Consider the following 24,881-nt stretch of genomic DNA (forward strand, 5'->3'; position numbering starts at 1 on the left):
GGCCGCCGGCCGTACGGGCGACCGCGCCGACCGGCTCAGGCGCGCCCGCCGAGGCTGGCGGTGCCGATGATCCACCCGGTCAGGAAGCCGTAGCCGGCGCCCGTGCTGGCATCCTGCAGGGCACCCAGCATCGACGGGTTCGGCCCGAGCAGCGCCGCGAGCACGGCGGCGAGCCCGCCAGCCAACACGTACGCGGCCCAGCCCGAGAAGAACTGGCTGACCGAGCCGGGCACCCGGGCCACCTGGGCGGCGGGCAACAGGTAGAGCAGGCCCACCGCGAGAACCACCAGCAGCACAGCCCGTACGTCGGCGGCGAACAACCCGCCGGCCTGCCCGTCCGCGTCGAGCCGCCAGGCCGGCCACGCGAGCAGGCGCACGTAGAAGGCGGCGGCCGAGTCCGGGTCGGTCTGCGTACCGGCCCAGCTGGTGAAGGCCGGGCTGCCACAGATGCCGACCAGCAGCAACACGGCGAGAGCACCGGTGCCGGCCGCCGTGCCGTAGCGCCCGACCGGGCCGGATCGGTGCATGAGCGACGTGATCCGCCCAGGCCCCGAACCGGTCGTCCGGCCGGACCTGGGCTGCCCCGAGCGGCTCAGTGCTTCATCAGGTAGTCGATGAAGGCGGCCCGCAGCAGTGGCGCGGACTCCTCATAACCGTGACCGGTCAGCTCCCGCCACAGCGCGTTGGCCTCGTCGATCGTCGGGCCGATCGAGTTCGGTGCGCCGTCCAGCACGGTGGCCTCGTCCGCGTTCGGCAGGTGCCGCAGCACCGACCAGTAGAACTTGACGTCGCGACGCTCCCGGGCCAGGGCGAACGCCCGCTCCCGCAGCTCCTCGGTGGACAACGCGTCGAGTTCCTCGAACGAGGTTCCGCCGGGGGCGGCGGCAGGTGTGTCGGTCATGTCGCCGAGCCTAACGGTCGAGATCAGCCCCGGCCCGGCGGACGCGACGCGGCTCACCGCTCGTCGGTGTCCCACCGGCGTGGGCTGTCCTCCCAGCGCGGATCCCGCCACGGGTCGGCCGGTTGGGGCGCGGCGGGAGTCGGCAGCGTCGGGGGCCAGTTGTCGACCGGCCGGGACTGGGGCATGGTCCAACCCGTGCTGATCGTGCCGTCGCCGACCGGCTCGGGCCGGTCGGCGCTGCCCGGTCGGGGCCGCCCGAACGTCTCGACCAGCCTGGTGACCAGCAGGCCGACGCCGAGCGCCGCTCCGCCGACCGCCCAGTTGCTCAACGTCCAGCCACGCTCCGGCGCGTACGTCTGGAAGAGGGTGACCACTCCGACCGCCAGCACCGTGCCGAACACCCCACCCCGACGGCCGTACGCGCTGGTGCCCGCGAGCATGGCCACCCCCACCGCCAGCACCGTCCAGTCCAGGCCCGAGGTGGGCGCGACCGCTTCGAGGCCGTTGGCGGCGAACAGCACGCCGGCGAGGGCGGCCAGCACGCTGGAACCGACCAACGCGACAGCGGTGACCACTGCGGCCAACGTGCCCCGCCGACGGGCCGGATCGGCGATCGGGCGGTACCGGCCGGCCAGCCGACGAACAGCCCGGGTGGCGCCGAACAACCCGCCGAGGATGGCCACCGCGGCGAAGCCGGCGATGAGGTAACCGGCGTTGCGCCCCGGGTCGTAGTCGCCCTGCACCAGCACGGGCGCCGACCGACGTTCGATGTACACCACCACACCGGCCGCGCCGGCCAGGCTGGCAGCCCAACCGGGCACGTGCAGCACCACCACGACCAGCGCCAGCGCCAGCCCACCCAGCGCGGCGACGCCCACGGCCGGGCCGACCGACGCCGGCAGACCCCGATCGCCCTGCTCGGCGTAGTGCAGGGCGGCGGCGAGCGCGATCGGCCCGACGGCCAGGTTCGGTGCTGCCGTTCGCAGGCTCAGCCCGGCAGCCAGGGCGAGCAGCCCCAGCCCGACCGCGGCGACCAGCAGCGTCCGCAGGTTGTCGCCGCGCAGGGCAGCCGAGTCTTCCTGCCAGAGCAGCCAGCCCAGGGCCACCAGCCCGGCCAGCAGCAGGAACTCCCAGCCCAGGTGCACGCCGATCCGATCCCGGCCGGGCTCTCCGTGGGTGGGGTCGTCGAAGACGTTCTCCAGAACGGCGGCAGGCACCCCCGACGAGGGTTCCGCCGACCGGTCCCGGCCAGCTTCTTCGTACCCCATACGCCGCCTCCCCAGTGGCCGGCCGTCCCCGGTCCGGCGCGCGGACGAACAGGGGCGGCCCTTGCTCCCCGATCGCAGGCACCGTACCCGCGCCCGCAGCCGGGCGTAACCCCCTGCTCAGCGCTGGCCGGGGCGGCTCTCCCGTGGGTCCTGCTCACGCTCGTCGTCGGGGCGTTCCGGCACCCGGCAGGAGCGCTCCAGCCACAACGCGGCACCGACCAGAGCAAGCGAGGCGAGCAGGCCCCCGGCCGCCGCCGGACGGTCGTCGAGGGCGGCGCGGGTGGTCTCCACGAAGAGCCAGCCGGTGAGCCCCGCGTAGAACCCCGCGAAGATGGCCGCGGCCAGCGCCGATGCCTTGGCCAGCACCACGAAACGGGCGACCATCAGCGGGTTGACCGGCTCCCGGCCGGGCTTGCGCTCGATCCGGCCCCGGGTGTTGATCGCCGCGTACGCCTCGAGCACGGCGAGCCCGGCCAGCGTCACCACCGGCAGCCAGGGCAGCCGGGGGATGCCGCTGTAGTAGAGAGTGCTGATCAGCAGCCAGGCCACCGCCGCGGCGGCCAGGGCGGCCACGACCAGGGTCGAGATCCGGGTGGGACCCATCCTGGACCGGTCCGGGCCCGACCCGCCCGGTGGTGGGGACTTCGCCTGCGTCATGCCGGCCGGCTCCGCTCGGTCATGCCGTCGACTCTAACGCCAACTCCGGCCGAGGACGCAGTTCCAGCGCCTCGTCCGCAGCGGGGCCGGTGGTCAGCAGGTCGGTCAGCCAGCCGTGACCGGGCAGCCGACCGTACGGCTGGATGTCGATCCACGGTCGCAGCACGAAGGCGCGCAGGTGCGCCCGTGGGTGCGGCAGGGTCAGCTCCGGGTCGTCGCTGAGCACCGGCTCGTCGTCGTCGCCCCAGACGGCGATCACGTCCACGTCCAAGGTGCGCGGCCCGAACCGCCGCTGTGGGTCACGCACGCGACCGGCCGCGCGCTCCGCGTCGCGGGCCCGCTCCAGCCAGTCGCGCGGGGTCGCGCTCTCGTCCTGAACCAGCAGCACCGCATTGAGGTACGCGGGCTGGTCGGCGTCGCCCCACGGTGGAGTCTCATACACCCCGGAGAGCACGAGCACGGCGTCGCCGAGCGTGGCGACAGCCGTGCGCAGGTGCTCCAGACGGTCGCCCAGGTTGCTGCCGAGCGACAGCACGGCCCGGGTCACCGGGCACGCGCCCGGGTCATGGTGACGGCCACGTCGCTGAAGGTGTGCGGCACCGGGGCCTCCGGTTTGTGCACGGTGATCGTGGCGACGCCGACCCGTTCGTCGGCCAGGCAGACCGCGAGGAGCCGGTCCGCGAGGGTCTCGATCAGGTTGACCGGCTCGCCGGTCACCACGGCGACCAGGCGTTCGGCCAACTCGCCGTAGTGGACGGTGTCGGTGACGTCGTCGCTGGCAGCGGCCGGGGCGAGGTCCAGCTCGAGGACGGCGTCGACCACGAAGTCCTGCCCCTGCGCCCGCTCGAAGTCGTACACCCCGTGCCGGCCGTGGGCCCGCAGGCCGGTCAGCTGGATCCGGTCCGTCGTCATCGTTGCACCTCTTGCCGGTGGTGGTGGCTGCGCGCGCCCTGCTGGCGGTCGTGGTGCGCGCCGGCCAGGCGCGGGCTGCCGGTCGCGGCCCAGACGGCGAGCGCGTCGGCGGTGGCCCGCACGTCGTGCACGCGTACGCCCCAGGCGCCCGCGGCCACCGCCAGCACGCTGGTGGCCACTGTGGCCGCCTCCCGCTCGGCGGTCGGCCGTGGGGTGCCGTCGGGGGCTGCCAGCAGCCCACCGAGGTAGGACTTGCGGCTGGCCCCGAAGAGCAGCGGGTAGCCGAGGTCCAGCAGCTCCGGCAGTCGGGCGCTGAGCTCCCAGTTGTGCGCGGCCGTCTTGGCGAAGCCGAGGCCGGGGTCGACGACGAGACGGTCGGCGGCCACCCCGGCGGCGAGCGCCGCGTCGATGCGTTGGGCCAGCTCGGCTCGGACGTCGGCGACCACGTCGGTGTAGGTGGCCAGCTCGCGCATCGTGCGGGAGTGCCCCCGCCAGTGCATCAGCACCCAGGGGCAGTGCGCGTCGCGGACCACGCGGGCCATGTCGGGGTCGGCGAGCCCGCCGGAGACGTCGTTGACCACCGCCGCACCGGCGGCCAGGGCGGCTTCCGCCACCCGCGCCCGGCTGGTGTCGATGCTGACCGCGACGCCCGCCGCGGTCAGCTCGCGGATGACCGGCAGGACCCTGTCGACCTCGGTCGCGGCGTCGATCCGCTCGGCGCCCGGACGGGTCGACTCGCCGCCGATGTCGACCAGGTGCGCGCCAGCGTCGCGCAGACGGACGCCGTGTCCGACGGCCGCTTCGAGGTCGGCGTACCGTCCGCCGTCGGAGAAGGAGTCCGGTGTGACGTTGAGGACGCCCATCACCACCGGGCCCGGAGCCCGCACCAGATCGGTCACGACTAGACGGTACCGGTCGCGGCAGCGGCGTTCGCCGGCCCGGGTCGGGCTCCCATCACCACCCCTGACGTGCTCGTTAGAACAGGTGTACGATCGGTCATTCGGGCAGCATCGGGCAGGCCCTCCGCGGCTTGTCGCAATCCGGGGCGGCCCGTACGCTTTGGAATTGGCCAGCATCGAGATGGCGAAGCTTGGAGGGAGGGCCGAAGCGGGGGAAAACCGCCCAAACCTCGCCACCCTCCGTGGTGAGTAACGAACGCAGGGTCAAGAACGCTGCGCCCTGTGGAGCACATTTCCCGCCAGGTTCGTCCATTGCACCGCCGCGGCACCGCCGGCCGCGCTATGGGGAGGTTCCAGTGATCGCCTTCGAGCTCATGGAGACGGCGTCTTCGGGCGTCGCCCACGCGCTCTCCACTCTGGCGTCGACTCCACTCGCGGAGCCGGCACCGAAGGGGATCGACACCAACAGTGTCGTCACCTTCTTCGCCAGCAAGATCGCGCCGATCCTGCTCGCCGTCCTGGGCGTCATCTTCATCGGTCGCGCCAGCCGGGGCGAGATCTCCAAGGTGCTGACCAGCTCCGCGATCGCCATCGTCGGGCTCGCGTTCATCGCTGGCGCGGCAACACTCTTCTTCGTCGGCGATTACCTGATCGACCTGATCTTCGAATAGGCGCGTTCACCAGATGCGGCTGCGCACCGACGACGACATCTACCGGGCCCGCCTGGTCTACCTCGGGCCGCCCGGTTACACCCTTCCGGTCCACCTGCCCTACGCCCAGTACGGGCTCTTCATGCTGCTGGTCCCCCTCTACATGTTCATCCACTGGCTGTTCACGTTGACGGTCGAGCTCTTCCCGGCCTGGGAGATCGCGCTCGCCATCGTGACCACGTCGTTCATCTTCCGGCACGTCGACCCCGATCGGCCGGCGCGGGTGGTCATCCGCACCGCGCTGACCGACTGGCGACGCACCCGGGAGCCGGCGATCGAGCAGCGCGATCCGCGTCTGGTCGGCAGCCGGATCAGGATTCGGGAGGAGCTGGCATGACCGGGCGTACGCCGATCGGTCCGTCGCACGACGCGGGCGACACTGTGCCCACAGTCGCTGAGGCGGTCGCATGAGCCGCTCTTCCACGCCGGGTTCTCCGGCCGGCCGCCCAGCCGAACCGGCAGGTCACCGTGCGCACTCGTTCGACTACACCGAGGATGAGGACGAGGTGGCGCTCGACCCCGCGCTGGTGACGTCACCCGGCCACGGCGCGGTCGGCGTGTTCCAGGCGCCCCGGCCGATTCCGCGCCGGACGCCCCCGGCCGAGCCCAGCGCGGTCTCGGCCGGCGAGAACGCCGACATCGACTCCCCTTTCCTGGACCTCTTCGGCGGCGCTCGGCCCGGCGGGGCACGGGCCGTCACGGCCGGCCCGAGCACCCGGGAGCAGCCGGCGATCCCGCAGCAGCAGCTCCCGGCACCAGCTCGACCGGCTCCCGAGCTGGAGCCACCGTGGACGCCCGACGACCAGGCCGGCGGCCGCAGTGTCGAGCCCCGACACGGCGGCGCTCACCTGGGCGGCGAGTCACGGGTGCCGCATCAGGCCGGCGATCGGCTGCCGATGGTCCGTCCGCCGCGCGAGCCCGACGTCACCGCCGACGGCACATCCGGGTCGAGGCCCAACGGCCCGACGACCCGGCAACCTGACACCGCGCCCATCGCACGGCCGACGGCAACGCCGTCGAGTCGACCAACGGCACCGGTGGACCAGCCCGTGTCGCCGGTTGGCGGACCAACCGCCCCGGTGGATCGCCCGGCAGTCCGCGCGAGAGCGGCCCGGCCAGCTCTGGAGGGGACCCAGCGCCGCGCCGCCGACTCGGAGCGACCCAAGGGTGCCGGGAAAGAGGTCGCCCCACCCCGCGAACGTGGTGCGAGCCGCCAGGACCGGCCGACCAAGCCGACCCGGATCCGCGCCCCGAAGATCAAGTTCGGTGACCGGGACCCGTCGGTCGAGCTGGCAATCACCGAGATCGCCGGTCACCTGACCTTCACTCCCAACACGGTCACCGCCTGGTACTGGCTGCCCGAGGTTCGCTGGGCGTTCCGCCCGGACGCCGAACGCGAAGCGTTGTTGTCGGCGATCTCCGAGCAGTACGCCGGCCTGGCCGGCTTCCGGCTCCACCTGCGCCGTACCACCCGGCCGTTCCCCGCCGACGAGTGGGCGCGCACCATCGACGCCCACACCGCCGCACCGCTCGCCGACGTTCCCGGCACCACCGGCTGGGCGGACCACCTGGTCGCCGCCCAGCGGCACCTGATGGCGGTCAACCACGCCGAAGGCCAGACCTACCTCGGTGTCACCTTCGCCCGCCGATCCCTCGGTGACTCGCTCACCGAACGCCTGCTGCGCACCTTCGGTCGGGGCACCGCCGACGGCGAACGCCGCAAGCTGGGCCGCACCGTGGAGCAGTTCGACGAGGTGCTCGGCGCGTTCGGCATGCGCGGCCGACGGGTCACCGCACAGGAGCTCGAATGGCTGCTTTACCGCTCGGTGGCGCTGTGCATGGCACCCCCCGGGCGGCTCTCCCCGGTGACCAACGGCCAGTGGGAGCGCGGTGACCTGCTCGCCCTGACCGAGCAGGTCGAGCGCTACCGCACCCCGTACGGCTCCACAGTCAAGCTGGTCAACCGGATGACCGGCGAGGAACGGCACGTGGCCGTGCTCGCGGTCGGCCGGATGGAGCCGCTGGAGATCCCGGAACGGCACGAGCCCTGGCTGCACTTCCACGAGCGTCTGCCCTGGCCGATGGAGATCTCCACCCGCGTCGACATCCTCGGCTCCGGCGACTCCTTCCGTAACCTGGAACACCGGCTACGGATGATCCGCTCCCAGCAGCTCGACTACGCCGAGCACGGCATCGACGCACCGCCGGAGCTGGAGCGACTGGCCAAGCGGGCGCTGGTGATCGGCGACGAGATGACCACCGGCCTGCCGGTCGACTCGGCCCGTGCGCACGGCTGGCACCGGATCGCCGTCGGCGGCCGGACCAGGGAGGAGTGCATGGAGCGGGCCCGCCGGCTCATCCAGCTCTACTCCCGGGAGCTGCGCATCTCGCTGCAACACCCGAAGAACCAGGACTGGCTGGCCCGCGAGTTCATCCCCGGCGAGCCGATCGCCAACACCGGCTACGTTCGCCGCATGCCGGTGCCGCTGCTGGCCGCCGCACTCCCCCAGGCCGCATCGAACGTGGGCGACCGGCGGGGCGACCTCATCGGCCGGACCGCTGGCACCTGCCGCCGCCCCGTCTTCCTCGACCTGCACTTCCCCATGGAGGTCCGGGAACGCTCCGGGCTCGCTGTCTTCGTCGCCGAACCGGGCGGTGGAAAGTCCACCCTGCTCGGCGCGCTGGGCTACCTGGCCGCCCGCAGAGGTGTCCAGGTGACCCTGCTCGACCCGTCCGGGCCGCTGGCCCGACTCTGTGCCATGCCCGAACTACGGCCGTACTCCCGGGTGTTGAACCTGACCGGCTCGGAGCACGGCACCCTGGCGCCCTACTCGCTCATCCCGACGCCACTGCGCAGCGAGTTCGGCGCCGGGGCCGCCGGTGACCGGGAGTTCGAGATCGCGGTCTCCAACGCGCGGGCCGAACGGCGAATGCTGGTCCAGGACATCTGCATGATGCTCGTTCCGCCGCAGGTCGCCCGGGAGGCGTCGACCGCCACCCTGTTCCGGCACGCGGTCCGTCAGGTCCCCGCCGAGGAGACGTCCACCCTGGACGACGTCGTGAGCTGCCTCGGGCGCCTCGACGACGACGCCGGCAAGGAGCTGGCCAACCTCCTGCTGGACACCGCCGAGATGCCCCTGGCCATGCTCTTCTTCGGCCGGCCACCGGAAGGGCTGCTCGGCGCCGACGCCGCACTCACCGTGATCACCATGGCCGGGCTGCGGTTGCCCGACCTCAAGATCGAACGGGAGTACTGGTCAGCCGAGGAGGCACTGGCCCTGCCGATGCTGCACACCGCGCACCGGCTCGCCGTACGCCGCTGCTACGGCGGCTCGATGTCGTCGCGCAAGCTCGTCGGCCTGGACGAGGCGCACTTCATGGAGGGCTGGCGGTCCGGGCGTTCATTCCTGGTCCGGCTCGCCCGCGACTCCCGCAAGTGGAACCTCGCCGCGCTGGTCGCCTCGCAGAACCCCAAAGACATCCTCGGCCTCGACGTGCAGAACCTCGTCTCCACCGTCTTCGTCGGCCGGATCGCCGAGGACGCCGAGATCGCCTCCGAAGCACTACGACTGCTGCGGGTGCCCGTCAACGACGGGTACGAAGCCACCCTCGCCTCACTCTCCGCCGCCGACACCAGCTCGTCCAACCGGCTCGGCTTCCGAGAGTTCGTGATGCGCGACGTCGACGGGCGGGTGCAGAAGGTCCGCGTCGACGTCTCGTACGTCGAAGGGCTCCTGGACCACCTCGACACGACGCCCGCCGCGATCGCCGCGGCGGCCGGAGTGCTGCCGAGCATCCCCCTGCCGGATCTGGAGGCGTGACATGGCGAGGGCCCGAGCGAGGATCGTGTCGTTCCTGCTCGCCCTCGGCGTACTGGCCGGGGCCTCACTCAGCTGGCCGCTGATCGGAGCGGAAGCCGCAGCCGCCGCACCGCCCGTGGCCCAGGCCCGCGCCGACCTCTGCACCACGGCCGAGTGGCAGGCCGACTTCCGGGCCTGCGTGGGAAAGCTCCAAGCGGTCAGTGAGGACGAGGTCAAGTGTCGTAACGCGCCGACCCCCGGCACGCCGGACTCTGGACTCGCCGGCTGGTTCGCCGGCCGGCCAGACTCCGCCAAGGAACTCGGGCCGAAGGGGCTTTACAGCGACTACGGCTACGCCGGCTACAGCTACCCGACCTACGACATCCCGGGCGGTTGCGCGTCGTCGGTCCTGCATCCGGACTACAAGTTCACCACCACTGTGGCGAACGGGGAGTTTATGATCGCCACCGCGATCGTCGGCGCTTCGAACGCGTTGCGAGAGCGGGCCTGGGATCCGCGTTCGATGTGGGGTTGGGCCGATCCGCTGGTCGAGCAGGCAACCAAGGCCGTGTACCAAAAGGTCTTCAGCGTCTTCGGCATCGTCACCCTCTGCGTGGTGGGGCTTTATCTGCTCTGGCGCTCCCGCCAGTCGGACATGAGTAACGCGATGACCACCGCGGGCTGGGCGTTGCTCGTGATGGTCGCGGTCACGGCACTGGCCGCCTGGCCGGTCAAGTCGGCGAACATCGCGGACGGCACGCTGGTCACCACGTTGGGTGTGGTGCATGACGCCGTCGGTCCTGCGGCCCGAGACACCCCACCGGACCGTTGCGTCGTCCCTAACCCAGACGCTTGTGTGGACAAGCGGCCACCCGCTGTGCGAGCCAGTGACACCGCCACCGAGGCGATGCTCTACCGGAACTGGCTGCGTGGAGTACTCGGCTCCGCCGACAGCGAGACCGCTCGCAAGTACGGCCCAGCCTTGTACGACGCGAAGGCGCTTTCCTGGGACGAGGCAGAGAAGCTGCGCGCCAACCCGGCTACCCGGGAGGCGACGATCAAGGCGAAGCAGCAGCAGTGGGCGCGGGTGGCCCAGCAGATCCAGACCGAGGACCCGGAGGCGTACGAGTATCTCCAGGGTGTGCGGGACATGGATCGCGTGGGCGCGGGATTCATCGCGGTGCTGGCCGCGTTTCTGTTCGCGATGTTCGACCTGACTGCGTCGTTGCTGGTTCTGCTGGGCTTCCTCATCTTCCGGTGGGCGGTGATCGCGGCACCCATCCTCGGCACGGTCGGTCTGCTCCGGCCGGCCAGTGCTGGGCTGCGCCGGCTGGCGAACGCGGTCGTGGCCGCCGTCTTCAACATCGCCATCTTCGGCACCGGGGCTGCCATCTATCTGTTCGCTGTCGACCTGATCATGAGCACGCCCACCCTGCCGGGCTGGCTCCAGGTGGTGCTGGTCTGGCTCTGCGGCGTGGTCGGCTGGCTGCTGCTGCGGCCGTACCGGCGAATCACCCAACTCGGCGGCAAGGACAGCAGCGAAGCGGTCAGCTCCGCCGGGTCCTGGCACCGCCGGTTCTTCCGGGACATGCGGACAGCCGCGCGACTGGACGTGGCCGAGCCGGGTGGCACGGCCGAACCGGTGGGTGGGCGTCGACGGTCGCCGAACGCGGAGCAGACCCGGCTGCGCCCGGAGGCCCGCCGGGAGGACCCGGTCTCCACGCCGACGGTTGTTGCCGAGGGCCAGCGTGCTGGCGCCGGGCGACCCGACGGCCGGGAACGGCCCGACGAGGCACCGGCGGAGGAGACCAGAGGCCGAGGTCGTCCGGTCGCCCCCCAACCTCGTCGCCGGCTGCCGGCGACGTGGACCGAGCCGGACGTGCCGGCCGAGAACCCGTCGTTCGTGGTCTACCGTCCGGGCTCCTCTGAGCGCACGCCGGACCGGACCGGACCCCGGGTGCGCTCAGAGGCACGGTGACGGCGATGCGACGGGCCCTGGAGTTTCTCTTCACCCGAGCGCTGCGGTCCCGGCTGGGAGTGGCACTGGTCATCGCGGTGATCGTCCTCGGTGTGCTCGGGGCGGCACGGCTGATCTCCGACCCGGCCGCTCCGGCGGACGGGTTGAGTAACCGGCCGAACCGGCCGATCACCACCGTGGACCCGACGGCTGGCGACGATGGCGTGCTCACTAGCCCGGCGCCACCGTCACCCGTGACGTCGCCCGGCGCCGGCACGCCGGAGCAGACCTCCGACCGTTTTGCCGCAGCCTGGCTCGGCCGACCTGGAATGACCGCTGAGCAGTGGCAGGACGGCCTCAAGCCGTTGTCCACACCGGCGCTGACCGAGAAGCTCGCCGGTGTTGATCCCGAGGGCGTCCCGGCCGAGAAGGTCAGCGGCGCACCGTCGGTGCGGGCGCGCACCGAGACGTTCGTCGAGGTACTACTGCCGCTCGACAACGGCCGACTGCGGCTGGAACTGGTGGCTGCGGATGGCGGCTGGCTGGTCGACGTGGTGGATTGGGAACGGCCATGATCGGCGCCAGCCGGCAGTCGGTGCGGATCGGCGTGATCGCCAGCATCCTCACCGGTGTGCTGCTCCTCCTCTGCTGCACCGGGGGTACTGCGGCGTTCTTCCTCAGTGGGCTCGGCGGCGACGGTGAGGACGGGGACTCCTTGGCAGGCTTCGGCTGCGGCCCGATCCGCCCGGTGGACATCATGGGCGAGCTGCCGCGGTTCACCGAGTACGGCGACGCACAGGTCCGCAACGCCGCCATCATCATCAAGGTCGGCCAGGACCTGGGGGTGCCCTCCCGGGGCTGGGTGATCGCGCTGGCGACCGCGATGCAGGAGTCCGCGCTGCGCAACCTGGCGAACAGTGACGTGCCCGAGTCCCTGGCCCTGCCACACGAGGGCGTCGGAGCGGACCACGACTCGCTGGGCCTGTTCCAGCAGCGGCCGGGGTGGGGCTCGGTCGCCGAGCGGATGACCCCCTCGTACACAGCTGGCAAGTTCTACGAGAAGCTCGTCAAGGTCCGGAGCTGGCAACGCCGACCGCTGACGGTGGTGGCGCAGCAGGTTCAGATCAGCGCCTATCCGGACGCGTACGCCAAGCACGAGGAGCTGGCCAGCAAGATCGTGGATGCGCTGGCCGGTGGGGCGGCCCGCACCGTCGAGATCAACGGCAAGGCGGTGTGCGACGCGGCCGAGCGTGGCGAGATTGCTGCCTCCGGCTGGACCGCGCCGATCCCTGGCGACGTCGGTTCCGGCTTCCGCACCGCCAGCCGGCCCAGCCACAACGGGGTGGACATCGGCGCGGCCAAGGGCACCGAGATTCGCGCCGCCGCAGCCGGTCGTGTGCTGGTCGCCCGCTGCGACCCGGACAACAGGGGCCGGCGGGACTGCGACGTGGACGGGTACCCCGACAAGGGCGGCTGCGGTTGGTACGTCGACCTGCTGCACGCTGGCGGCTACATCACCCGGTACTGCCACATGGTGGTTCAGCCGCGCGTCAGACTGCATCAGATCGTCCCGGCCGGTGAGGTCATCGGGCAGGTTGGCAGCAGCGGCAACTCGTCCGGGCCGCACCTGCACTTCGAGGTACACCTGCGCAACGACCGGTCCAGCCGGGGCGCGGTCGATCCGGTCCCGTTCATGCGCGCACGGGGTGCCCCGCTGCGCGCCGCCGAGTGAGACCGCCACGGGGATGACCGGACCGCTGCCGGACCCGTTCGCCGACCAGCCCGACTGGGCACCACGGCCACCCCGTCCGCTGACCATCGTCCCCGCCACCGAGCGGGTGGAGCTCCGCGGGCGCCGGGTTCTCGTCGGGCTGCCAGGGCTGGGCTGGCGCGGCGACCTGCGCGCGGACGACCGGGTGGTGCAGAGCGCCAGGACCTACGTGCCGGTGATCCCCGAGCACGAGTGGTACCGCGCCGAGGCCGACCAGGTCGAGGTGTTCGCGCCGCTGGTGCCGGTGGAGCGGGTCTGGGTGGAGACGGTCGGCAGGCAGGTTGACTCGGAAGGTGGTCGGGACACCGGAATCCGGCTGGTCTCGCTGGACGGTCCGGCGCACCGGACCCCCACACCGGTCTTCGAGGCGGACGCCGTCACCGGGCGCCGGGTCGTGCACGTCGAGGGCGGTCTGGAGCACCGCGACCTGCGAGCGGTCACCGAGACCTACTCCGGTGCCGAAGGGGACATCTGCGTCCGGATCACGCCCGAGGTGGAGTGGTATCGCTGGGCTTGGCGCGGTCAGTCACCCACCACGCTGGAGGTCCCGGTCCATCTGTTGTGGATCGAGTGAGAGTCAGCTGGCCCGCGTGCCGCCGCAGACTCGCCACCCATCATCGTTCTTTGTTTCGAACCGCCAGGGCTGACGATCGCTTTGATTTATACCGTCTACACGAGCGGAAATGATCAATGTGACCTCGACAGCAGCGTTGTCGCCCTGCTTCTGGTCGTTGAGTCTCGCCCAGCTGACAGAAATCGTTACGGCAAAACGCTTCTCACGCTCGAGAAGGTCGGCCCGCAGGGCGTCCAGTGCCTCCAACTGCGCCCCGCGCTCGCAGGTGTAGAGAGCGGCCCTTGCGTCGTTGCGATCCACGAGGAATGCGCGCAGGTAGTTGTCCACCGCCACGTCGGGTGCGCTGCGATCCGGTGCCGCCGCTCGGTTGTACAGCACATATCCCGCAATGACCCCGCCCACGCAGAGCAGCGCCAGCACCCCAGCCACGACCGTGAGCACCGTCCGCATTCGGCGGCGCGGCGGCTGCGGCGCCGGCGTCGGTGGGGCCGGCGGCAGTTGCTCGGACGGTGTCCGTTGGGCCGGTACGCGGGAGACCTGGGAACCGGCGGGGGGCTGCACTGATTCCACCTCCTGAAGTTATCGGCTGGACGCCTCGGAGCCAATAGCCTCAGATCCAGCGGATCGTGACGGACCCCTCCCCACCGGTGAGATCCACGACATCCCTGGCGCATCGCCGGGGCACCTCCCGGAGGAGCGGACCCGGCTGGGATACCGTCTCTGCTCGGGAGGGGTTGCCAACCTCGGGCAGAGGGGGTGGACGCGGTGGCCGGTCCGAAGGCACGTACGAACCGCGCCGCAGCTCTGCACCGACGGGCGGCGGCCGTCGCCACCGCAGCCGCCGGGATCCTGGACGAGACCCGACCCGCTCCGGCTGATCAGCGCCGCCAGTACGAGGTGGCCGACCGCCTGCGGGAGGTTGCGGCACGACTCGCGCCGGGTTGGTCGGGCGCGGCTCTGGACTCGCTCACCGTGGACACTCCGGCGGGTGACTGTCCGCCGCCGTTCGTCCGGGTCGGCACGGCGGCGCCGTTGGACGACGCCCGTTTTCCCGCGTTGGTGCCACTGGTCGGCACCGGGCATCTGAGCGTGGACGCTGACGCCCGGGAGCCGCGGGTGGCGGGGTTGCTCCGGGCCGTACTCCTGCGGTTGTTGGGCGCGGCACCGGCGGGTGCGCTGTTGATTCGCGCGGTGGATGCCACGGGTGTCGTGCTGACGCCGTTCGGTGCGCTCGCTGATGCTGGCCTGCTGCCGCCGCCGGCGGTGGACGTGACGAGTCTGCGTGCGGTGCTGACCGAGGCGGAGCAGTGGGTCACGCCGGGTGCGAGCGGGCGACGCCGCCACGACCGGACGTTGTTGTTGGTGGTCGCGGCGCTGCCGGATTCGACCGGTCCGAGTGATCTGGCGCGGATCGAGGCGCTGGCCGAGCAGGGGCCTGCGGCGGGGCTGCACCTGGTGGTGGCGGGCTGGCCGCCGGCCGGCCCGTATTCGGCCCGGGCGCCGCTGCCGCACACCACCTCGTTGGTGCTGCGCAACGCGTACGCGTTGCTCGGTGATCCGCCGGGGGCGTCCTTCGCCGGGCCGGGCGCCGATCCGCCGGGTGGGTTGAACTCACCGGTCTTCGTCGAGTCGGACCCGCCGGCTGAGCTGGTCGATGCGGTCTGTCGGCGGCTCGCCGAGCAGGTGGAGGCGGGTTCCCGGTTGGGGTTGGCGGCCCTGTTGCCGCCGACGGGTGAGCGGCTGTGGGAGTCGAGTTCCGCGGACGGGTTGACGACCACGGTCGGTGATGCCGGGGGCCGGTCGGTGCCGTTGGGCTTCACCGAGCTGACTCCGCACTGGCTGGTGAGCGGCCGGTCCGCCGGGGGTCGCGCGGCGTTCCTGACCACCGCGTTGCTCGGTCTGGCTGCCCGGTACGGCCCGGACGATCTGGCGCTCTACCTGGTGGATCTCGGTGACGGTGAGTCCTTCGTGGAGTTCCTGCAGACCGAGCGCGACCGGTCGTGGATTCCGCAGGTGCGCGCTGCCGCGATGGCCGCCGACCGGGAGTACGTCCGGGATCTGCTCGACGAGCTGACGGCAGAGGTGCAGCGGCGGACGGAGGCCGGTGCGCGGGCTGGCGGGCAGCGCTTCGCGGAGTTGCGTCAGCATCGGCAGCTGCCGCGAATCGTCTGTGTGTTGGACAATGTGCCGCTGCTCTTCGCCGAACGGGACCGGTTGGCGGCCGAGGTGGCGGCGCAGTTGGACGGGCTGGCCCGGGCCGGTCGGGCGTACGGCGTGCATCTGGTGCTGGCCGGTGCGGGTGAGCTGGGGTTGAGTGCCCGCGCGGATGCCGGTCACCGGGATTCGGTGCTCGGGCAGTTCCCGGTGCGGGTGGCGTTGCCGGGTGGCAGCCCGGTGTTGGAGCCGACGAATGATTCGGCGGCTGGTCTGCCGGTGGGCAGCGCGGTGGTCAACACCGCTGGTGGGCTCGGTGGTCCCCGGGGTGCGATCCGAGGTCACGAACGGTTGATCCGTCACCCCGACCCGCAGGACCACCCGGATGTGGTGGAGGCGCTGCGGCACGAGCTGTGGGCGGCCCGGCCGGCCGGTTCGGTGCCACCTGTGGTCTTCGCCGGTTACGCCCGACCCCTGTTGAGCAACGATCCGCGACACCGGGCGGCCCTGGCGGGGCAAGCCCACGGTCCGGCCGCTCTGCTGGGTCGTGCGGTGGACGTGACCCGCTCGACGGTCGCCGTGCCGTTGGGGCCTGCGGCCGGGCGCAACCTGGCGGTGCTGGGGTCGGGTGTCGCAGCGGGCGGGCTGCTGGTCACGGCGGCCCGGAGCACCGCCGACCATCACCCGCCGGGCACCGCCCGTTTCCTGGTGGCGGCACCGGACCCGGGCTCCCGAGCGCTGGCGGAGGCGTTGACGGCCGAGTTGGCGGCCCGGCATTCGGCCGAGATGGTGGATCTGCCGACGCTGCTCGCGGACCCGGCCGACGAGTTGCCGACGTACCTGGTGGTCTTCGGCCTGGACCGGCCGGGTCCCCGGGAGCTGCCGGTGGACCGGCTGCGGGCGCTCCTGCGGGACGGGCCTCCGGCCGGCAGACACCTGCTGGGCTGGTGGCGGGCGGTGCCGCCGTTCGCCGCGCTGTTCGAGCCGGCGGGCGAGGTCGACAAGCTTGCCGCCGTGGTCGTGTTGGACGTGCCGGTCGCGCAGCTCACTCCGGTCTTCGGGCGGCCGGTGGAGTGGCGGGCCCGCCCCGACCGGGCGGTGCTCTGGGACGGCCCGGACGAGCGGGGCAGGGTCCTGGTGCCGTTCGCCGACGAGGCCGGCTGATCCGGTGACGCGAGCGGGGGTGTCGAGATGGGTCCGAACGCGACGGTGACCGGGCCGGGGCGGCAGCGGGCCGCTGCGGCGGGCGGAGACGCCACGCCGACGGCGGTCGAGCCCGGCGCGGCCTGGGGTGAGTATCTGGCCGCGGCACGTCAGCTGGACGGGGTACGCCGCAGCGCGGCTGCCGCAGCGGGTGAGCAGGCCCGGTCGGCGGAGGCTGCCCGGGAAGAGCTGACGGTGGTCCGTAGTGGGCTCGCGAGTCAGCAGGAACTTCTGCGGGAGCTGGGCGTACCGGCGATCTCCCTGGTGCCGTCGCCGCCGGAGCTGACCGAGGCGGCCCGGTCGATGGCGGGCGGCCCGGCTGCGGTGTTGGCGGCGCTGCGGGCCGCGCGGGGTCGGGCCGAGGCGGCGGACGCGGCCCTGGCTGCGCGCGGCCGGTTCCGGCCGGGGTCGTGGCCGGCGCGTGCCCGCAACCTCCTGGTGTACGGGCCGTTCGCGCTGGTGGTGCCGCTGATCCAGGTCGCGGTGTACGCGGCCACGGGGATCGGGCCGGCCAGTGTGGCGGCGTTGATCTGCGGGCTGCCGATGCCGGCGGTCGCGTTCGTCGCCGGGTGGGTGGGCATCGGTCGGTTGTTCCGTGTGGGCCCCGCCGAGCGGCTGGACCGTACGGTGCGCTTCGGTGCGCTGGTGTGCCTGGTGCCGGCGGTGCTGGTCACGGCAGGCCTGTTGCTGGCCCTGCTGGCCGGCTGACCCACCGAGGTCTCCCGGGAGGACGGGCAGCAACGGAAACGGCCGGCCGTCCCGGGAGGGGGTCGGCCGGCCGTGGTGTGTCCAGGGGTGTCAGCGGGGGATGATCAGCGCCATCGCCTCGGCCCGCGACTTGGAGTCCGTCTGCAGGATGCCGCGCACGGCTGAGGTGATGGTCTTGGCACCGGACTTCTGGATGCCGCGCATCGCCATGCACATGTGCTCACACTCCAGCACGACGACGACGCCGCGTGGGGCGAGCTTGCTCATCAGCAGGTCGGCGACCTGCGAGGTGAGCCGCTCCTGCACCTGGGGTCGACGGGCGAAGACCTCGACCAGTCGGGCCAGCTTGGACAGGCCGGTGATCCGCCCGTCCGGGCCGGGGATGTAGCCGATGTGCGCGCTGCCGCGGAACGGCAACAGGTGATGCTCACAGAGGCTCATCACGTCGATGTCCCGAACGATCACCAGCTCTTCGTGGTTGGCTTCGAAGGTGGTGCTGAGCACCTGAGCCGGGTCGACCCGCAGGCCGGCGAAGAGTTCGGCGTACGCGCGGGCGACCCGGGCCGGGGTCTGCTGGAGCCCGTCGCGGTCCGGGTCCTCACCGACGGCGATCAGGATCTCGCGGACGGCCTTCTCGATCCGGCCGAGGTCGACGGCGTCCTCGACCGGGCGGCCGGTCAGCTTGCCGCTGATCAGCCGCGCGGCCACGAAGTCGAGCTCGTCGTCGGGTTCGGTCGCGGAGACGGCCAGCTCCCGGTGGGGGGAGCTGGCCGTCGGGTCGTTGCTCAGTGCGTGCCGTCCGAGTTGTTGGACGGCGCCCCGCCACCGACGGACGCCTGCGCGCCGTCAGCCTCGGCCTGCGCCTTGAGCTTGTCCTTCTCCGCGGGGGTGAGCACGGGCGGCTCGGTGGACGGCTGGCGCTTGCCGAAGCCGTTGTACGGAGCCAGCGGCGGGCGCTTGACCACCCGGGAGCAGATCCGCGCCATGTCGGCCGTGGAGAGGGTTTCCTTCTCCATCAGCTCGAGCACGATGTTGTCCAGGACGTCCCGGTATTCCACCAGGATCTCCCAGGCCTCGTCGTGCGCCAGCTCGACCAGTGCCCGCATCTCGCCGTCGATCTCGGCGGCCACCGAGTCGGAGTAGTCCCGCTCGTGGCCCATGTTGCGACCGAGGAAGGGCTCGTCTCCGCTGGTGCCGTACTTGATGGCGCCGAGCTTGGAACTCATGCCGTACTGGGTGATCATCGCGCGGGCCAGTTGGGTGGCCTTCTCGATGTCGTTGCCGGCACCGGTGGTCGGCTCGTGGAAGACCAGCTCCTCGGCGGCCCGGCCGCCCAGCGCGTACGCCAGGGTGTCGATCATTTCGGCGCGGGTCTGGGTGTACTTGTCTTCGGTCGGGAGCACCAGGGTGTGGCCCAGCGAGCGGCCACGCGACAGGATCGTCACCTTGTGCACCGGCGCGGCGTGCGGCAGCGCCCAGGCGACCAGCGCGTGCCCACCCTCGTGGTACGCGGTGATCTTCTTTTCGTTGTCGCTCATCACCCGGGTCCGTCGCTGCGGACCGGCGACCACCCGGTCGATCGACTCTTCCAGCGAGTCGTTGGTGATCGCCCGCTGCTCCTTACGAGCGGTGAGCAGGGCCGACTCGTTGATCACGTTGGCCAGGTCGGCGCCGCTGAAGCCCGGCGTGCGACGGGCCACCGCGTCGAGGTCGACGTCGGGCGTGAACGGCTTGCCCTTGGCGTGCACCCGCAGGATTGCCTTGCGGCCCTCCATGTCGGGGGCGTCCACCGGGATCTGCCGGTCGAACCGGCCCGGGCGCAGCAGCGCCGGGTCGAGGATGTCCGGCCGGTTGGTGGCCGCGATCAGGATGACTCCACCCTTGGTGTCGAAGCCGTCCATCTCGACGAGCAGCTGGTTGAGCGTCTGCTCCCGCTCGTCGTGGCCGCCGCCCATGCCGGCGCCACGGTGCCGGCCGACGGCGTCGATCTCGTCGACGAAGACGATCGCCGGGGCGTTCGTCTTGGCCTGCTCGAACAGGTCACGGACCCGGCTGGCGCCGACGCCGACGAACATCTCCACGAAGTCGGAGCCGGAGATGGAGTAGAAGGGCACCCCGGCCTCGCCGGCGACCGCGCGGGCCAGCAGCGTCTTGCCGGTGCCGGGCGGGCCGAACAGCAGCACGCCCTTCGGGATCTTGGCGCCCAAGGCCTGGTACTTCGCCGGGTTCTGCAGGAAGTCCTTGATCTCGTACAGCTCTTCGACGGCCTCCTCGGCACCCGCGACGTCCGCGAAGGTCGTCTTCGGAGTGTCCTTGGTGATCATCTTGGCCTTGGACTTGCCGAAGTTGAGCACCCGGGAGCCGCCGCCCTGCATCTGCGACATGAAGAACAGCAGCAGGAGCACGAGCAGCGCGATCGGCAGCAGGTTGACCAGCAGGCTCACCCAGATGCTGTCCGACGAGACCTTGGCGTCGGCCGGGCCGGTGACCCGGTTGTTCGCCTTGGCGTCCAGCACCTCGTTCCAGATCTGGTCGCCAGCCTGGTACGGGAACTGAGCCTCGATCTTGTTGGTCTCGGTCTTACCGAACTTGGTCTTCTGGGCCAGGTCGAGCTGGAGCGTCTGCTCCTTGTCCTGGAAGACAACTTTGTTGATCTTGGCGGTGTGCAGCTGATCGAGCGCAACGGAAGTGTCCACGCGGTGGTAGCTGGGACCAGCGGTGAACAGCTGACTGAGCACAACGGCGCCGAGGATGACCAGGATGATCCAGACCACCGGTCGGCGGAAGAAACGCGTACGTTCCATACTGTTGTCGAGCGCCGGGGCGCCCGCATCCTCCTGATCGACGTCCTGACCGTCTGATGGTGTCGCCGCGGTGAGCGGCAGCCGGAGCCGCCGTGCGGGCCGGCCTCGACCCCGAGGCGCGAAACTGCCGCGCCGCGGTCATTCGACGGTACACCGTGTACGCGAGGAGTGAGCTTGCGAGCCCCGCAGTCGTGCACCATCAAAAGCCGCGCGTACGCGAGGAGCGAGCTTGCGAGCCTCCGCACCAGGCGCACCTTCGGGATCGACGGCACGCACCGTGGGCAGGCCCACCAGCCCGGCACCGAACGTACGGCGGGTCCGGGTAGGAACCGGCGTGGCGGGGAGTCCTGCCCGGCCACCTGAACGCCCGGTCACGCGGTCGAGGGGGTCGAGCGCGGAGTTACCTCCGGGCCACCGTGGTCCACGGTAACCGCAAGAGCTGAGAGCGCGCTGAACGTCGGCTTGATGGATGCCGATGCGAGTTTGCCTCACGACGCCGCCGGGTCGCCCCGACAGCTCGCGTCCCGCGTCAGGAGCGGGCGTAGACCTCGGGCTTGAGCACGCCGACGTACGGCAGCTCCCGGTAGCGCTCACCGAAGTCCAGGCCGTACCCGACCACGAACTCGGTGGGGATGTCGAAGCCGACGTACTTCACCGGGACCGGCACCTTGACCGCGTCCGGCTTGCGGAACAGCGCGACCACCTCGACGCTGGCCGCCGAACGCGACTCCAGGTAGCGCAGCAGCCAGGAGAGGGTGAGCCCGGAGTCGACGATGTCCTCGACGACCACCACGTGCCGGCCGGCGATGTCCCGGTCCAGGTCCTTGAGGATGCGGACCACCCCGGAGGAGGTGGTGCCCTGGCCGTAGGAGGAGATGGCCATGAAGTCCAGCTCGGCCGGCGGACCGTTGCGGCCCAACGCCCGGGCGAAGTCCGCCATGAACATCACCGCGCCCTTGAGTACGCACACCAGCAGCAGGCCGTCAGTCACGTGGGAGTAGTCGGCGGAGACCTGCTTGGCCAGCTCCGCCGTCTTCTCGCGGATCTGCGCCTCCGAGATGATCACGTGGTCGATGTCGGCGTCGTACCAGGAGCCGTCAGCCATGACTCCTAGCCTGCCGTACGTCGGATGGCCTCCGTCGGCGGGGCCGCACCTTTTGGCGCGGTCCCGCCAGGGATTTTCTCGGCAAATTACGCTAATCACATCAGTTGGTGCGTGACCGCCAGCGGCGGCCGTCGTCAGTGGGCTTCCAGTCGGCCGAGTCGTGGCTGTCGGCGGTGAGGCCGGCGGCCGAGGCGGCGACGAGCAGGACGAGGAACAGGAGGAAGAACAGGAACTCCATGGCGGCGCTCGCTTTCGCATGATTGCTGTCGGTTTCGCCGCCGGTGCGCACCGGACTGAGACCAGTCTGCGACCACTCACGCCGACCGGACAGTGGCAGCAATGCCATTGGTCATCGATTTACTGCCACCCATCGGGTTACCCTCGTCACATGCTGCGGTCCATCGCCGTTCTCGCTCTCGACCAGGTCGCCCCCTTCGAGCTCGGCGTGCTCGCCGAGGTGTTCGGCACCGACCGCACCGCCGACGGTTTCCCCGGCTACCGCTTCCAGGTGTGCAGCCCCGACGGTGCTCCGGTGCGTACGTCGTCCGGCTTCCACCTCACCCCGCACGCCGACCTCGGCCCGGTCGACGAGGCCGACCTGGTGGCCATCCCCGCGCACAGCCAGGGCACCACCGTTCCCGGCCCGGTGCTGGACGCGCTGCGCCGAGCCGACGCGCGCGGGGCGCACCTGTTCAGCGTCTGCTCGGGCGCCTTCCTGCTCGGCGAGGCCGGCCTGCTCGACGGCCGGGAGTGCACGACCCACTGGCGGTACGTGGACGAGCTGCAACGCCGCCACCCGCTCGCCCGGGTGCGCTGCAACTCGCTCTACGTCCAGGACGGTCGCCTGCTCACCAGTGCAGGCACCGCGGCCGGCATCGACGCCTGCCTGCACCTGATCCGTCAGGAGCACGGCTCGGCCACCGCGACCCGACTGGCCCGGCGGATGGTGGTCCCGCCGCACCGCGACGGCGGTCAGTCCCAGTACGTCGAGGCCCCCATCCCGAAGGCACCCGAGGCGCCCACCCTGGAGCCGGTGCTGGAGTGGCTGATGGGTCACCTGGACCGGGCGATCACCGTGGAAGAGCTGGCCGCCCGCGCCGGAATGGCGCCTCGCACGTTCGCCCGCCGTTTCCGCGCCGAGACCGGCACCACCCCGCACGACTGGCTCACCAACCAGCGGGTGCTCCTCGCCCGACGGCTGCTCGAAGAGACCCCGTTGAGCGTGGAGGCGGTCGCCGACCAGGCCGGCTTCGGCGACGCGGCGGCGCTGCGGCACCACTTCAGCCGCCGGGTCGGAGCGACCCCGCACAGCTACCGGACCACCTTCCGGGACCGGGCGCACAGCGCCTGACCAGGACTCAGCCCGGGGTGACGGGTGACAGTCGGTCGGCGCGGCGGAGCACCCGGACACCGCCCGGCAGATCGGTCGGGCCCTGGCCGTGCCAGTCGGTGACCAGCGCGTCCAGCGCGGCGACGTGCCGGTGCGACAGCGCCCCCGGCAGGGCGCCCAGCTCACGAGCCCAGGAGTGCAGCACCCGGCCGCGCACGGCGGGAACCAGGCCGACCAGCTCCGGCACCGACAGGCCGCCGGCAGGGTGCCGGACCGCCGCCAGTGCCGTTTGCGCCAACTCGTCCAGCGCGGCGTTGTCGGCCGCCACCAGCCGGGCGGTACGCGCGAGGTTGTCCACCACGCCGGGACCGAGCGCGCGTACCAGCGCCGGCAGCAGGTCGGCCCGCACCCGGGACCGGGCGTACGACGGGTCGGCGTTGTGCGGATCCTGCCATGGGTTCAGCCCCAGCACGGCGCACGCGGCCCGCGTCTGGTCCCGGCTGATCTCCAGCAGAGGGCGCAGCAGCGGCACACCGTCCAACTCCCGCCGGGCGGGCATCCCGGCCAACCCGCGGGGGCCGGCGCCCCGGGCAAGGGCGAGCAGCACCGTCTCCGCCTGGTCGTCGCGGGTGTGCCCGGTCAGCACCGCTACCGCGTTCTGCTGTTGGGCCGCCTCGGCCAATGCCTCGTAGCGGGCCTCCCGGGCGGCCGCCTCCGGCCCACCTGGGCGCCTGGCCACCTCCACCGGCACCACTGTCGTCGACGAGAACCCGACCTCGCGGCCCCAGGCGGCCACCGCCTCGGCGCGCTCGGTGGAGCCGTCCTGCAAGCCGTGGTCGACGGTGACGAGCACCGCGCTGCGGCCCATCCGAGGCGCCACGAACACGGTGGCCGCCGCGAGGGCGAGCGAGTCGGCGCCGCCGGAGCAGGCGACCAGCACCGGCCCGTCGGACGACAGACCGGTCAGAGCGCGGCGAACCGCCACCCGGATCGCGGCCACCGGCGGGGCGAGCGCGGCCACCGGCGGGTGATCAGCCAGCGGCCGGGATGGTGCCGGCCGGGCCGTGCACCCTGGCGACCCAGGCGTCCGGGTCACCCAACTCCGACAGCCGGGGCAGGGTGAGCGGCGAGTTGAAGATCGAGTTGAACCCCTCCATGCCGACCCGTTCCACCACACCGTGGACGAACTTGCGTCCCTCGGCGTACTGGCGCATCTTGACGTCCACCCCGAGCAGCCGGCGGATCGCCTTCTCCACCGGGTTGCCCGCCTCCCGGCGTCGGTTGAACGACGCCCGGATCCGCTCCACGCTGGGGATCACCTGGGGGCCGACGCCGTCCATGACGAACTCGGCGTGCCCCTCCAGCAGGGTCATCAGCGCGGTGAGACGGTCCAGTACGGCCCTCTGCGCGGGGGTCTGCACGATGTCCAGCACGCTCGTGCGGCTGTCCGGGTCGCGGACCACGTCGGACAGCGTGGAAACGCCCCGCCGCAGACGCTCGACCATGTGCTCGCCGCCGCTGGACGAGGCGTCCACGAAGGCCTGCACCTCGCTCAGGAAGTACGCGCGCATCCACGGGACCGCCGTGAACTGGGTGCGGTGGGTCACCTCGTGCAGGCAGACCCAGAGCCGGAAGTCCCGGGGGTCGGCGCCGAGCTTGCGCTCCACCTCGACGATGTTCGGTGCGACCAGCAGCAGTTGGCCCGGGTCGGCCGAGAAGACCTCGTACTGGCCGAGCACCCGGCCGGAGAGGTACGCCAGCACGGTGCCGGCCTGGACGCCGGTCAACCGGGACCCGATCGCCTCGGTCAACGCGCCCGGCTGCTTGTCACCGGAGAGCCGGCTCACCAGCGGAGTGATCACCTCGCGGAGACCGGCGATGTTGGTCGCGGCCCAGTCACGCCGGTCGACCACCCGCACCGGCGGGTGCGCCACCTGCGCCTTCAACCCCGTGTAGTCGGCCACGTGCCCGGCCGCCTCGTCGGTCAGCCGACGCAGGTCGCCGACCACGTCGGTGGCCTCGGTGTACGACACCCGGGGGCCCGACTTGCTCAGCGCCCCCGCGGTGGCGGCGGCCAGATCCCAGTCCACGAACTGCGCCATGGACCCACCGTACCCGCGCCGCGACA

The 24,881-nt window shown here is 71.8% G+C and carries 24 protein-coding genes; 10 read left to right on the plus strand and 14 right to left on the minus strand.

Annotated elements, in window-relative coordinates; genetic code table 11:
* Positions 1-35 precede the first annotated feature (35 nt).
* The 7 genes from KBX46_RS05505 to folP form a co-directional block, all read right to left on the minus strand.
* A complete protein-coding gene (locus KBX46_RS05505; RefSeq protein ID WP_141911579.1) occupies positions 36-527 on the minus strand; it encodes a hypothetical protein in 492 nt (163 codons plus the stop codon).
* A gap of 65 nt (positions 528-592) precedes the next feature.
* On the minus strand, positions 593-901 hold the full coding sequence (locus KBX46_RS05510; RefSeq protein WP_088952069.1) for a hypothetical protein: 309 nt from the start codon (positions 899-901) through the stop codon (positions 593-595).
* A 53-nt stretch (positions 902-954) separates the two neighbouring features.
* Positions 955-2,169, minus strand: a complete 1,215-nt coding sequence (locus KBX46_RS05515; RefSeq protein ID WP_210791310.1) for an ABC transporter permease — start codon at positions 2,167-2,169, stop codon at positions 955-957.
* Between the two features lie 117 nt (positions 2,170-2,286).
* Positions 2,287-2,826 carry a DUF3180 domain-containing protein gene (locus tag KBX46_RS05520; RefSeq protein WP_088950531.1) on the minus strand — a complete coding sequence of 180 codons (540 nt, stop codon included), beginning with the start codon at positions 2,824-2,826 and terminating at the stop codon, positions 2,287-2,289.
* A 19-nt stretch (positions 2,827-2,845) separates the two neighbouring features.
* A complete protein-coding gene (folK, locus tag KBX46_RS05525) occupies positions 2,846-3,373 on the minus strand; it encodes a 2-amino-4-hydroxy-6-hydroxymethyldihydropteridine diphosphokinase (RefSeq protein ID WP_088950532.1) in 528 nt (175 codons plus the stop codon).
* Complete coding sequence (gene folB / locus KBX46_RS05530) at positions 3,370-3,738, minus strand: dihydroneopterin aldolase (RefSeq protein WP_099849121.1); 369 nt, start codon at positions 3,736-3,738, stop codon at positions 3,370-3,372. Before folB ends, folK begins: the two co-directional genes overlap by 4 nt.
* The gene (gene folP, locus KBX46_RS05535; protein ID WP_088950534.1) at positions 3,735-4,637 is read right to left on the minus strand and encodes a dihydropteroate synthase; all 903 of its coding nucleotides are present in this window, start codon (positions 4,635-4,637) and stop codon (positions 3,735-3,737) included. The genes folB and folP overlap by 4 nt, the downstream gene beginning before the upstream one ends.
* A 356-nt stretch (positions 4,638-4,993) precedes the next feature.
* Between folP and KBX46_RS05540 the strand changes: the two genes are divergently transcribed.
* The 7 genes from KBX46_RS05540 (at position 4,994) to KBX46_RS05570 (ending at position 13,449) form a co-directional block, all read left to right on the plus strand.
* On the plus strand, positions 4,994-5,308 hold the full coding sequence (locus KBX46_RS05540) for a hypothetical protein (RefSeq protein WP_074315118.1): 315 nt from the start codon (positions 4,994-4,996) through the stop codon (positions 5,306-5,308).
* A 13-nt stretch (positions 5,309-5,321) separates the two neighbouring features.
* Positions 5,322-5,684 (plus strand): hypothetical protein, encoded by a 363-nt coding sequence (locus tag KBX46_RS05545; RefSeq protein ID WP_007466101.1) that lies wholly within the window; start codon positions 5,322-5,324, stop codon positions 5,682-5,684.
* Between the two features lie 70 nt (positions 5,685-5,754).
* Positions 5,755-9,168, plus strand: coding sequence for an ATP-binding protein (locus KBX46_RS05550; protein WP_210791312.1), 3,414 nt, complete (start codon positions 5,755-5,757; stop codon positions 9,166-9,168).
* Position 9,169: 1 nt separating this feature from the next.
* Positions 9,170-11,125 (plus strand): MFS transporter, encoded by a 1,956-nt coding sequence (locus KBX46_RS05555; RefSeq protein WP_210791314.1) that lies wholly within the window; start codon positions 9,170-9,172, stop codon positions 11,123-11,125.
* Entirely contained in the window at positions 11,122-11,679 is a 558-nt protein-coding gene (locus tag KBX46_RS05560; protein WP_210791316.1) for a hypothetical protein, read from the plus strand. The genes KBX46_RS05555 and KBX46_RS05560 overlap by 4 nt, the downstream gene beginning before the upstream one ends.
* Positions 11,676-12,836, plus strand: coding sequence for a M23 family metallopeptidase (locus KBX46_RS05565; protein WP_210791318.1), 1,161 nt, complete (start codon positions 11,676-11,678; stop codon positions 12,834-12,836). The genes KBX46_RS05560 and KBX46_RS05565 overlap by 4 nt, the downstream gene beginning before the upstream one ends.
* Before the next feature lie 13 nt (positions 12,837-12,849).
* Positions 12,850-13,449, plus strand: a complete 600-nt coding sequence (locus KBX46_RS05570; protein WP_088952070.1) for a hypothetical protein — start codon at positions 12,850-12,852, stop codon at positions 13,447-13,449.
* A gap of 3 nt (positions 13,450-13,452) precedes the next feature.
* Here KBX46_RS05570 and KBX46_RS05575 read toward each other — a convergent pair whose 3' ends face one another.
* A complete protein-coding gene (locus tag KBX46_RS05575) occupies positions 13,453-14,010 on the minus strand; it encodes a hypothetical protein (RefSeq protein WP_210791481.1) in 558 nt (185 codons plus the stop codon).
* 195 nt (positions 14,011-14,205) lie between these two features.
* On the opposite strand from KBX46_RS05575, the gene KBX46_RS05580 reads away from it, so the two are divergent.
* Positions 14,206-16,767, plus strand: coding sequence for an FtsK/SpoIIIE domain-containing protein (locus tag KBX46_RS05580; protein ID WP_210791321.1), 2,562 nt, complete (start codon positions 14,206-14,208; stop codon positions 16,765-16,767).
* Positions 16,768-16,794: 27 nt separating this feature from the next.
* Entirely contained in the window at positions 16,795-17,514 is a 720-nt protein-coding gene (locus tag KBX46_RS05585) for a hypothetical protein (RefSeq protein WP_088950541.1), read from the plus strand.
* A gap of 90 nt (positions 17,515-17,604) precedes the next feature.
* On the opposite strand, the gene folE is transcribed toward KBX46_RS05585, so the two are convergent.
* From folE to KBX46_RS05605, 4 genes are all read right to left on the minus strand, one after another.
* On the minus strand, positions 17,605-18,264 hold the full coding sequence (folE, locus tag KBX46_RS05590) for a GTP cyclohydrolase I FolE (protein WP_088950542.1): 660 nt from the start codon (positions 18,262-18,264) through the stop codon (positions 17,605-17,607).
* A gap of 35 nt (positions 18,265-18,299) precedes the next feature.
* Positions 18,300-20,318, minus strand: coding sequence for an ATP-dependent zinc metalloprotease FtsH (gene ftsH / locus KBX46_RS05595; RefSeq protein WP_088950543.1), 2,019 nt, complete (start codon positions 20,316-20,318; stop codon positions 18,300-18,302).
* Positions 20,319-20,847: 529 nt separating this feature from the next.
* Complete coding sequence (hpt, locus tag KBX46_RS05600) at positions 20,848-21,423, minus strand: hypoxanthine phosphoribosyltransferase (protein ID WP_179781302.1); 576 nt, start codon at positions 21,421-21,423, stop codon at positions 20,848-20,850.
* A gap of 100 nt (positions 21,424-21,523) precedes the next feature.
* Positions 21,524-21,661 carry a hypothetical protein gene (locus KBX46_RS05605; protein ID WP_185755438.1) on the minus strand — a complete coding sequence of 46 codons (138 nt, stop codon included), beginning with the start codon at positions 21,659-21,661 and terminating at the stop codon, positions 21,524-21,526.
* A 150-nt stretch (positions 21,662-21,811) separates the two neighbouring features.
* On the opposite strand from KBX46_RS05605, the gene KBX46_RS05610 reads away from it, so the two are divergent.
* Entirely contained in the window at positions 21,812-22,774 is a 963-nt protein-coding gene (locus tag KBX46_RS05610; RefSeq protein WP_099849138.1) for a GlxA family transcriptional regulator, read from the plus strand.
* 7 nt (positions 22,775-22,781) lie between these two features.
* On the opposite strand, the gene tilS is transcribed toward KBX46_RS05610, so the two are convergent.
* On the minus strand, positions 22,782-23,774 hold the full coding sequence (gene tilS / locus KBX46_RS05615) for a tRNA lysidine(34) synthetase TilS (RefSeq protein WP_210791323.1): 993 nt from the start codon (positions 23,772-23,774) through the stop codon (positions 22,782-22,784).
* 10 nt (positions 23,775-23,784) lie between these two features.
* Complete coding sequence (locus KBX46_RS05620; protein ID WP_088950548.1) at positions 23,785-24,855, minus strand: zinc-dependent metalloprotease; 1,071 nt, start codon at positions 24,853-24,855, stop codon at positions 23,785-23,787.
* Positions 24,856-24,881: the final 26 nt, after the last annotated feature.

It is taken from the genome of Micromonospora sp. C81, assembly GCF_018070425.1.
In the GTDB taxonomy this organism is placed as follows: Bacteria; Actinomycetota; Actinomycetes; order Mycobacteriales; family Micromonosporaceae; genus Micromonospora; species Micromonospora zamorensis.

What these genes read in the sequence shown, in the direction of transcription:
- KBX46_RS05505 (WP_141911579.1), bottom strand. Translation starts at nt 527, where the DNA reads ATGCACCGATCCGGCCCGGTCGGGCGCTACGGCACGGCGGCCGGCACC.
- KBX46_RS05510 (WP_088952069.1), bottom strand. Translation starts at nt 901, where the DNA reads ATGACCGACACACCTGCCGCCGCCCCCGGCGGAACCTCGTTCGAGGAA.
- KBX46_RS05515 (WP_210791310.1), bottom strand. Translation starts at nt 2,169, where the DNA reads ATGGGGTACGAAGAAGCTGGCCGGGACCGGTCGGCGGAACCCTCGTCG.
- KBX46_RS05520 (WP_088950531.1), bottom strand. Translation starts at nt 2,826, where the DNA reads ATGACGCAGGCGAAGTCCCCACCACCGGGCGGGTCGGGCCCGGACCGG.
- folB (WP_099849121.1), bottom strand. Translation starts at nt 3,738, where the DNA reads ATGACGACGGACCGGATCCAGCTGACCGGCCTGCGGGCCCACGGCCGG.
- KBX46_RS05545 (WP_007466101.1), top strand. Translation starts at nt 5,322, where the DNA reads ATGCGGCTGCGCACCGACGACGACATCTACCGGGCCCGCCTGGTCTAC.
- KBX46_RS05550 (WP_210791312.1), top strand. Translation starts at nt 5,755, where the DNA reads ATGAGCCGCTCTTCCACGCCGGGTTCTCCGGCCGGCCGCCCAGCCGAA.
- KBX46_RS05555 (WP_210791314.1), top strand. Translation starts at nt 9,170, where the DNA reads ATGGCGAGGGCCCGAGCGAGGATCGTGTCGTTCCTGCTCGCCCTCGGC.
- KBX46_RS05565 (WP_210791318.1), top strand. Translation starts at nt 11,676, where the DNA reads ATGATCGGCGCCAGCCGGCAGTCGGTGCGGATCGGCGTGATCGCCAGC.
- KBX46_RS05570 (WP_088952070.1), top strand. Translation starts at nt 12,850, where the DNA reads ATGACCGGACCGCTGCCGGACCCGTTCGCCGACCAGCCCGACTGGGCA.
- KBX46_RS05585 (WP_088950541.1), top strand. Translation starts at nt 16,795, where the DNA reads ATGGGTCCGAACGCGACGGTGACCGGGCCGGGGCGGCAGCGGGCCGCT.
- ftsH (WP_088950543.1), bottom strand. Translation starts at nt 20,318, where the DNA reads ATGGAACGTACGCGTTTCTTCCGCCGACCGGTGGTCTGGATCATCCTG.
- hpt (WP_179781302.1), bottom strand. Translation starts at nt 21,423, where the DNA reads ATGGCTGACGGCTCCTGGTACGACGCCGACATCGACCACGTGATCATC.
- KBX46_RS05605 (WP_185755438.1), bottom strand. Translation starts at nt 21,661, where the DNA reads ATGGAGTTCCTGTTCTTCCTCCTGTTCCTCGTCCTGCTCGTCGCCGCC.
- KBX46_RS05610 (WP_099849138.1), top strand. Translation starts at nt 21,812, where the DNA reads ATGCTGCGGTCCATCGCCGTTCTCGCTCTCGACCAGGTCGCCCCCTTC.
- KBX46_RS05620 (WP_088950548.1), bottom strand. Translation starts at nt 24,855, where the DNA reads ATGGCGCAGTTCGTGGACTGGGATCTGGCCGCCGCCACCGCGGGGGCG.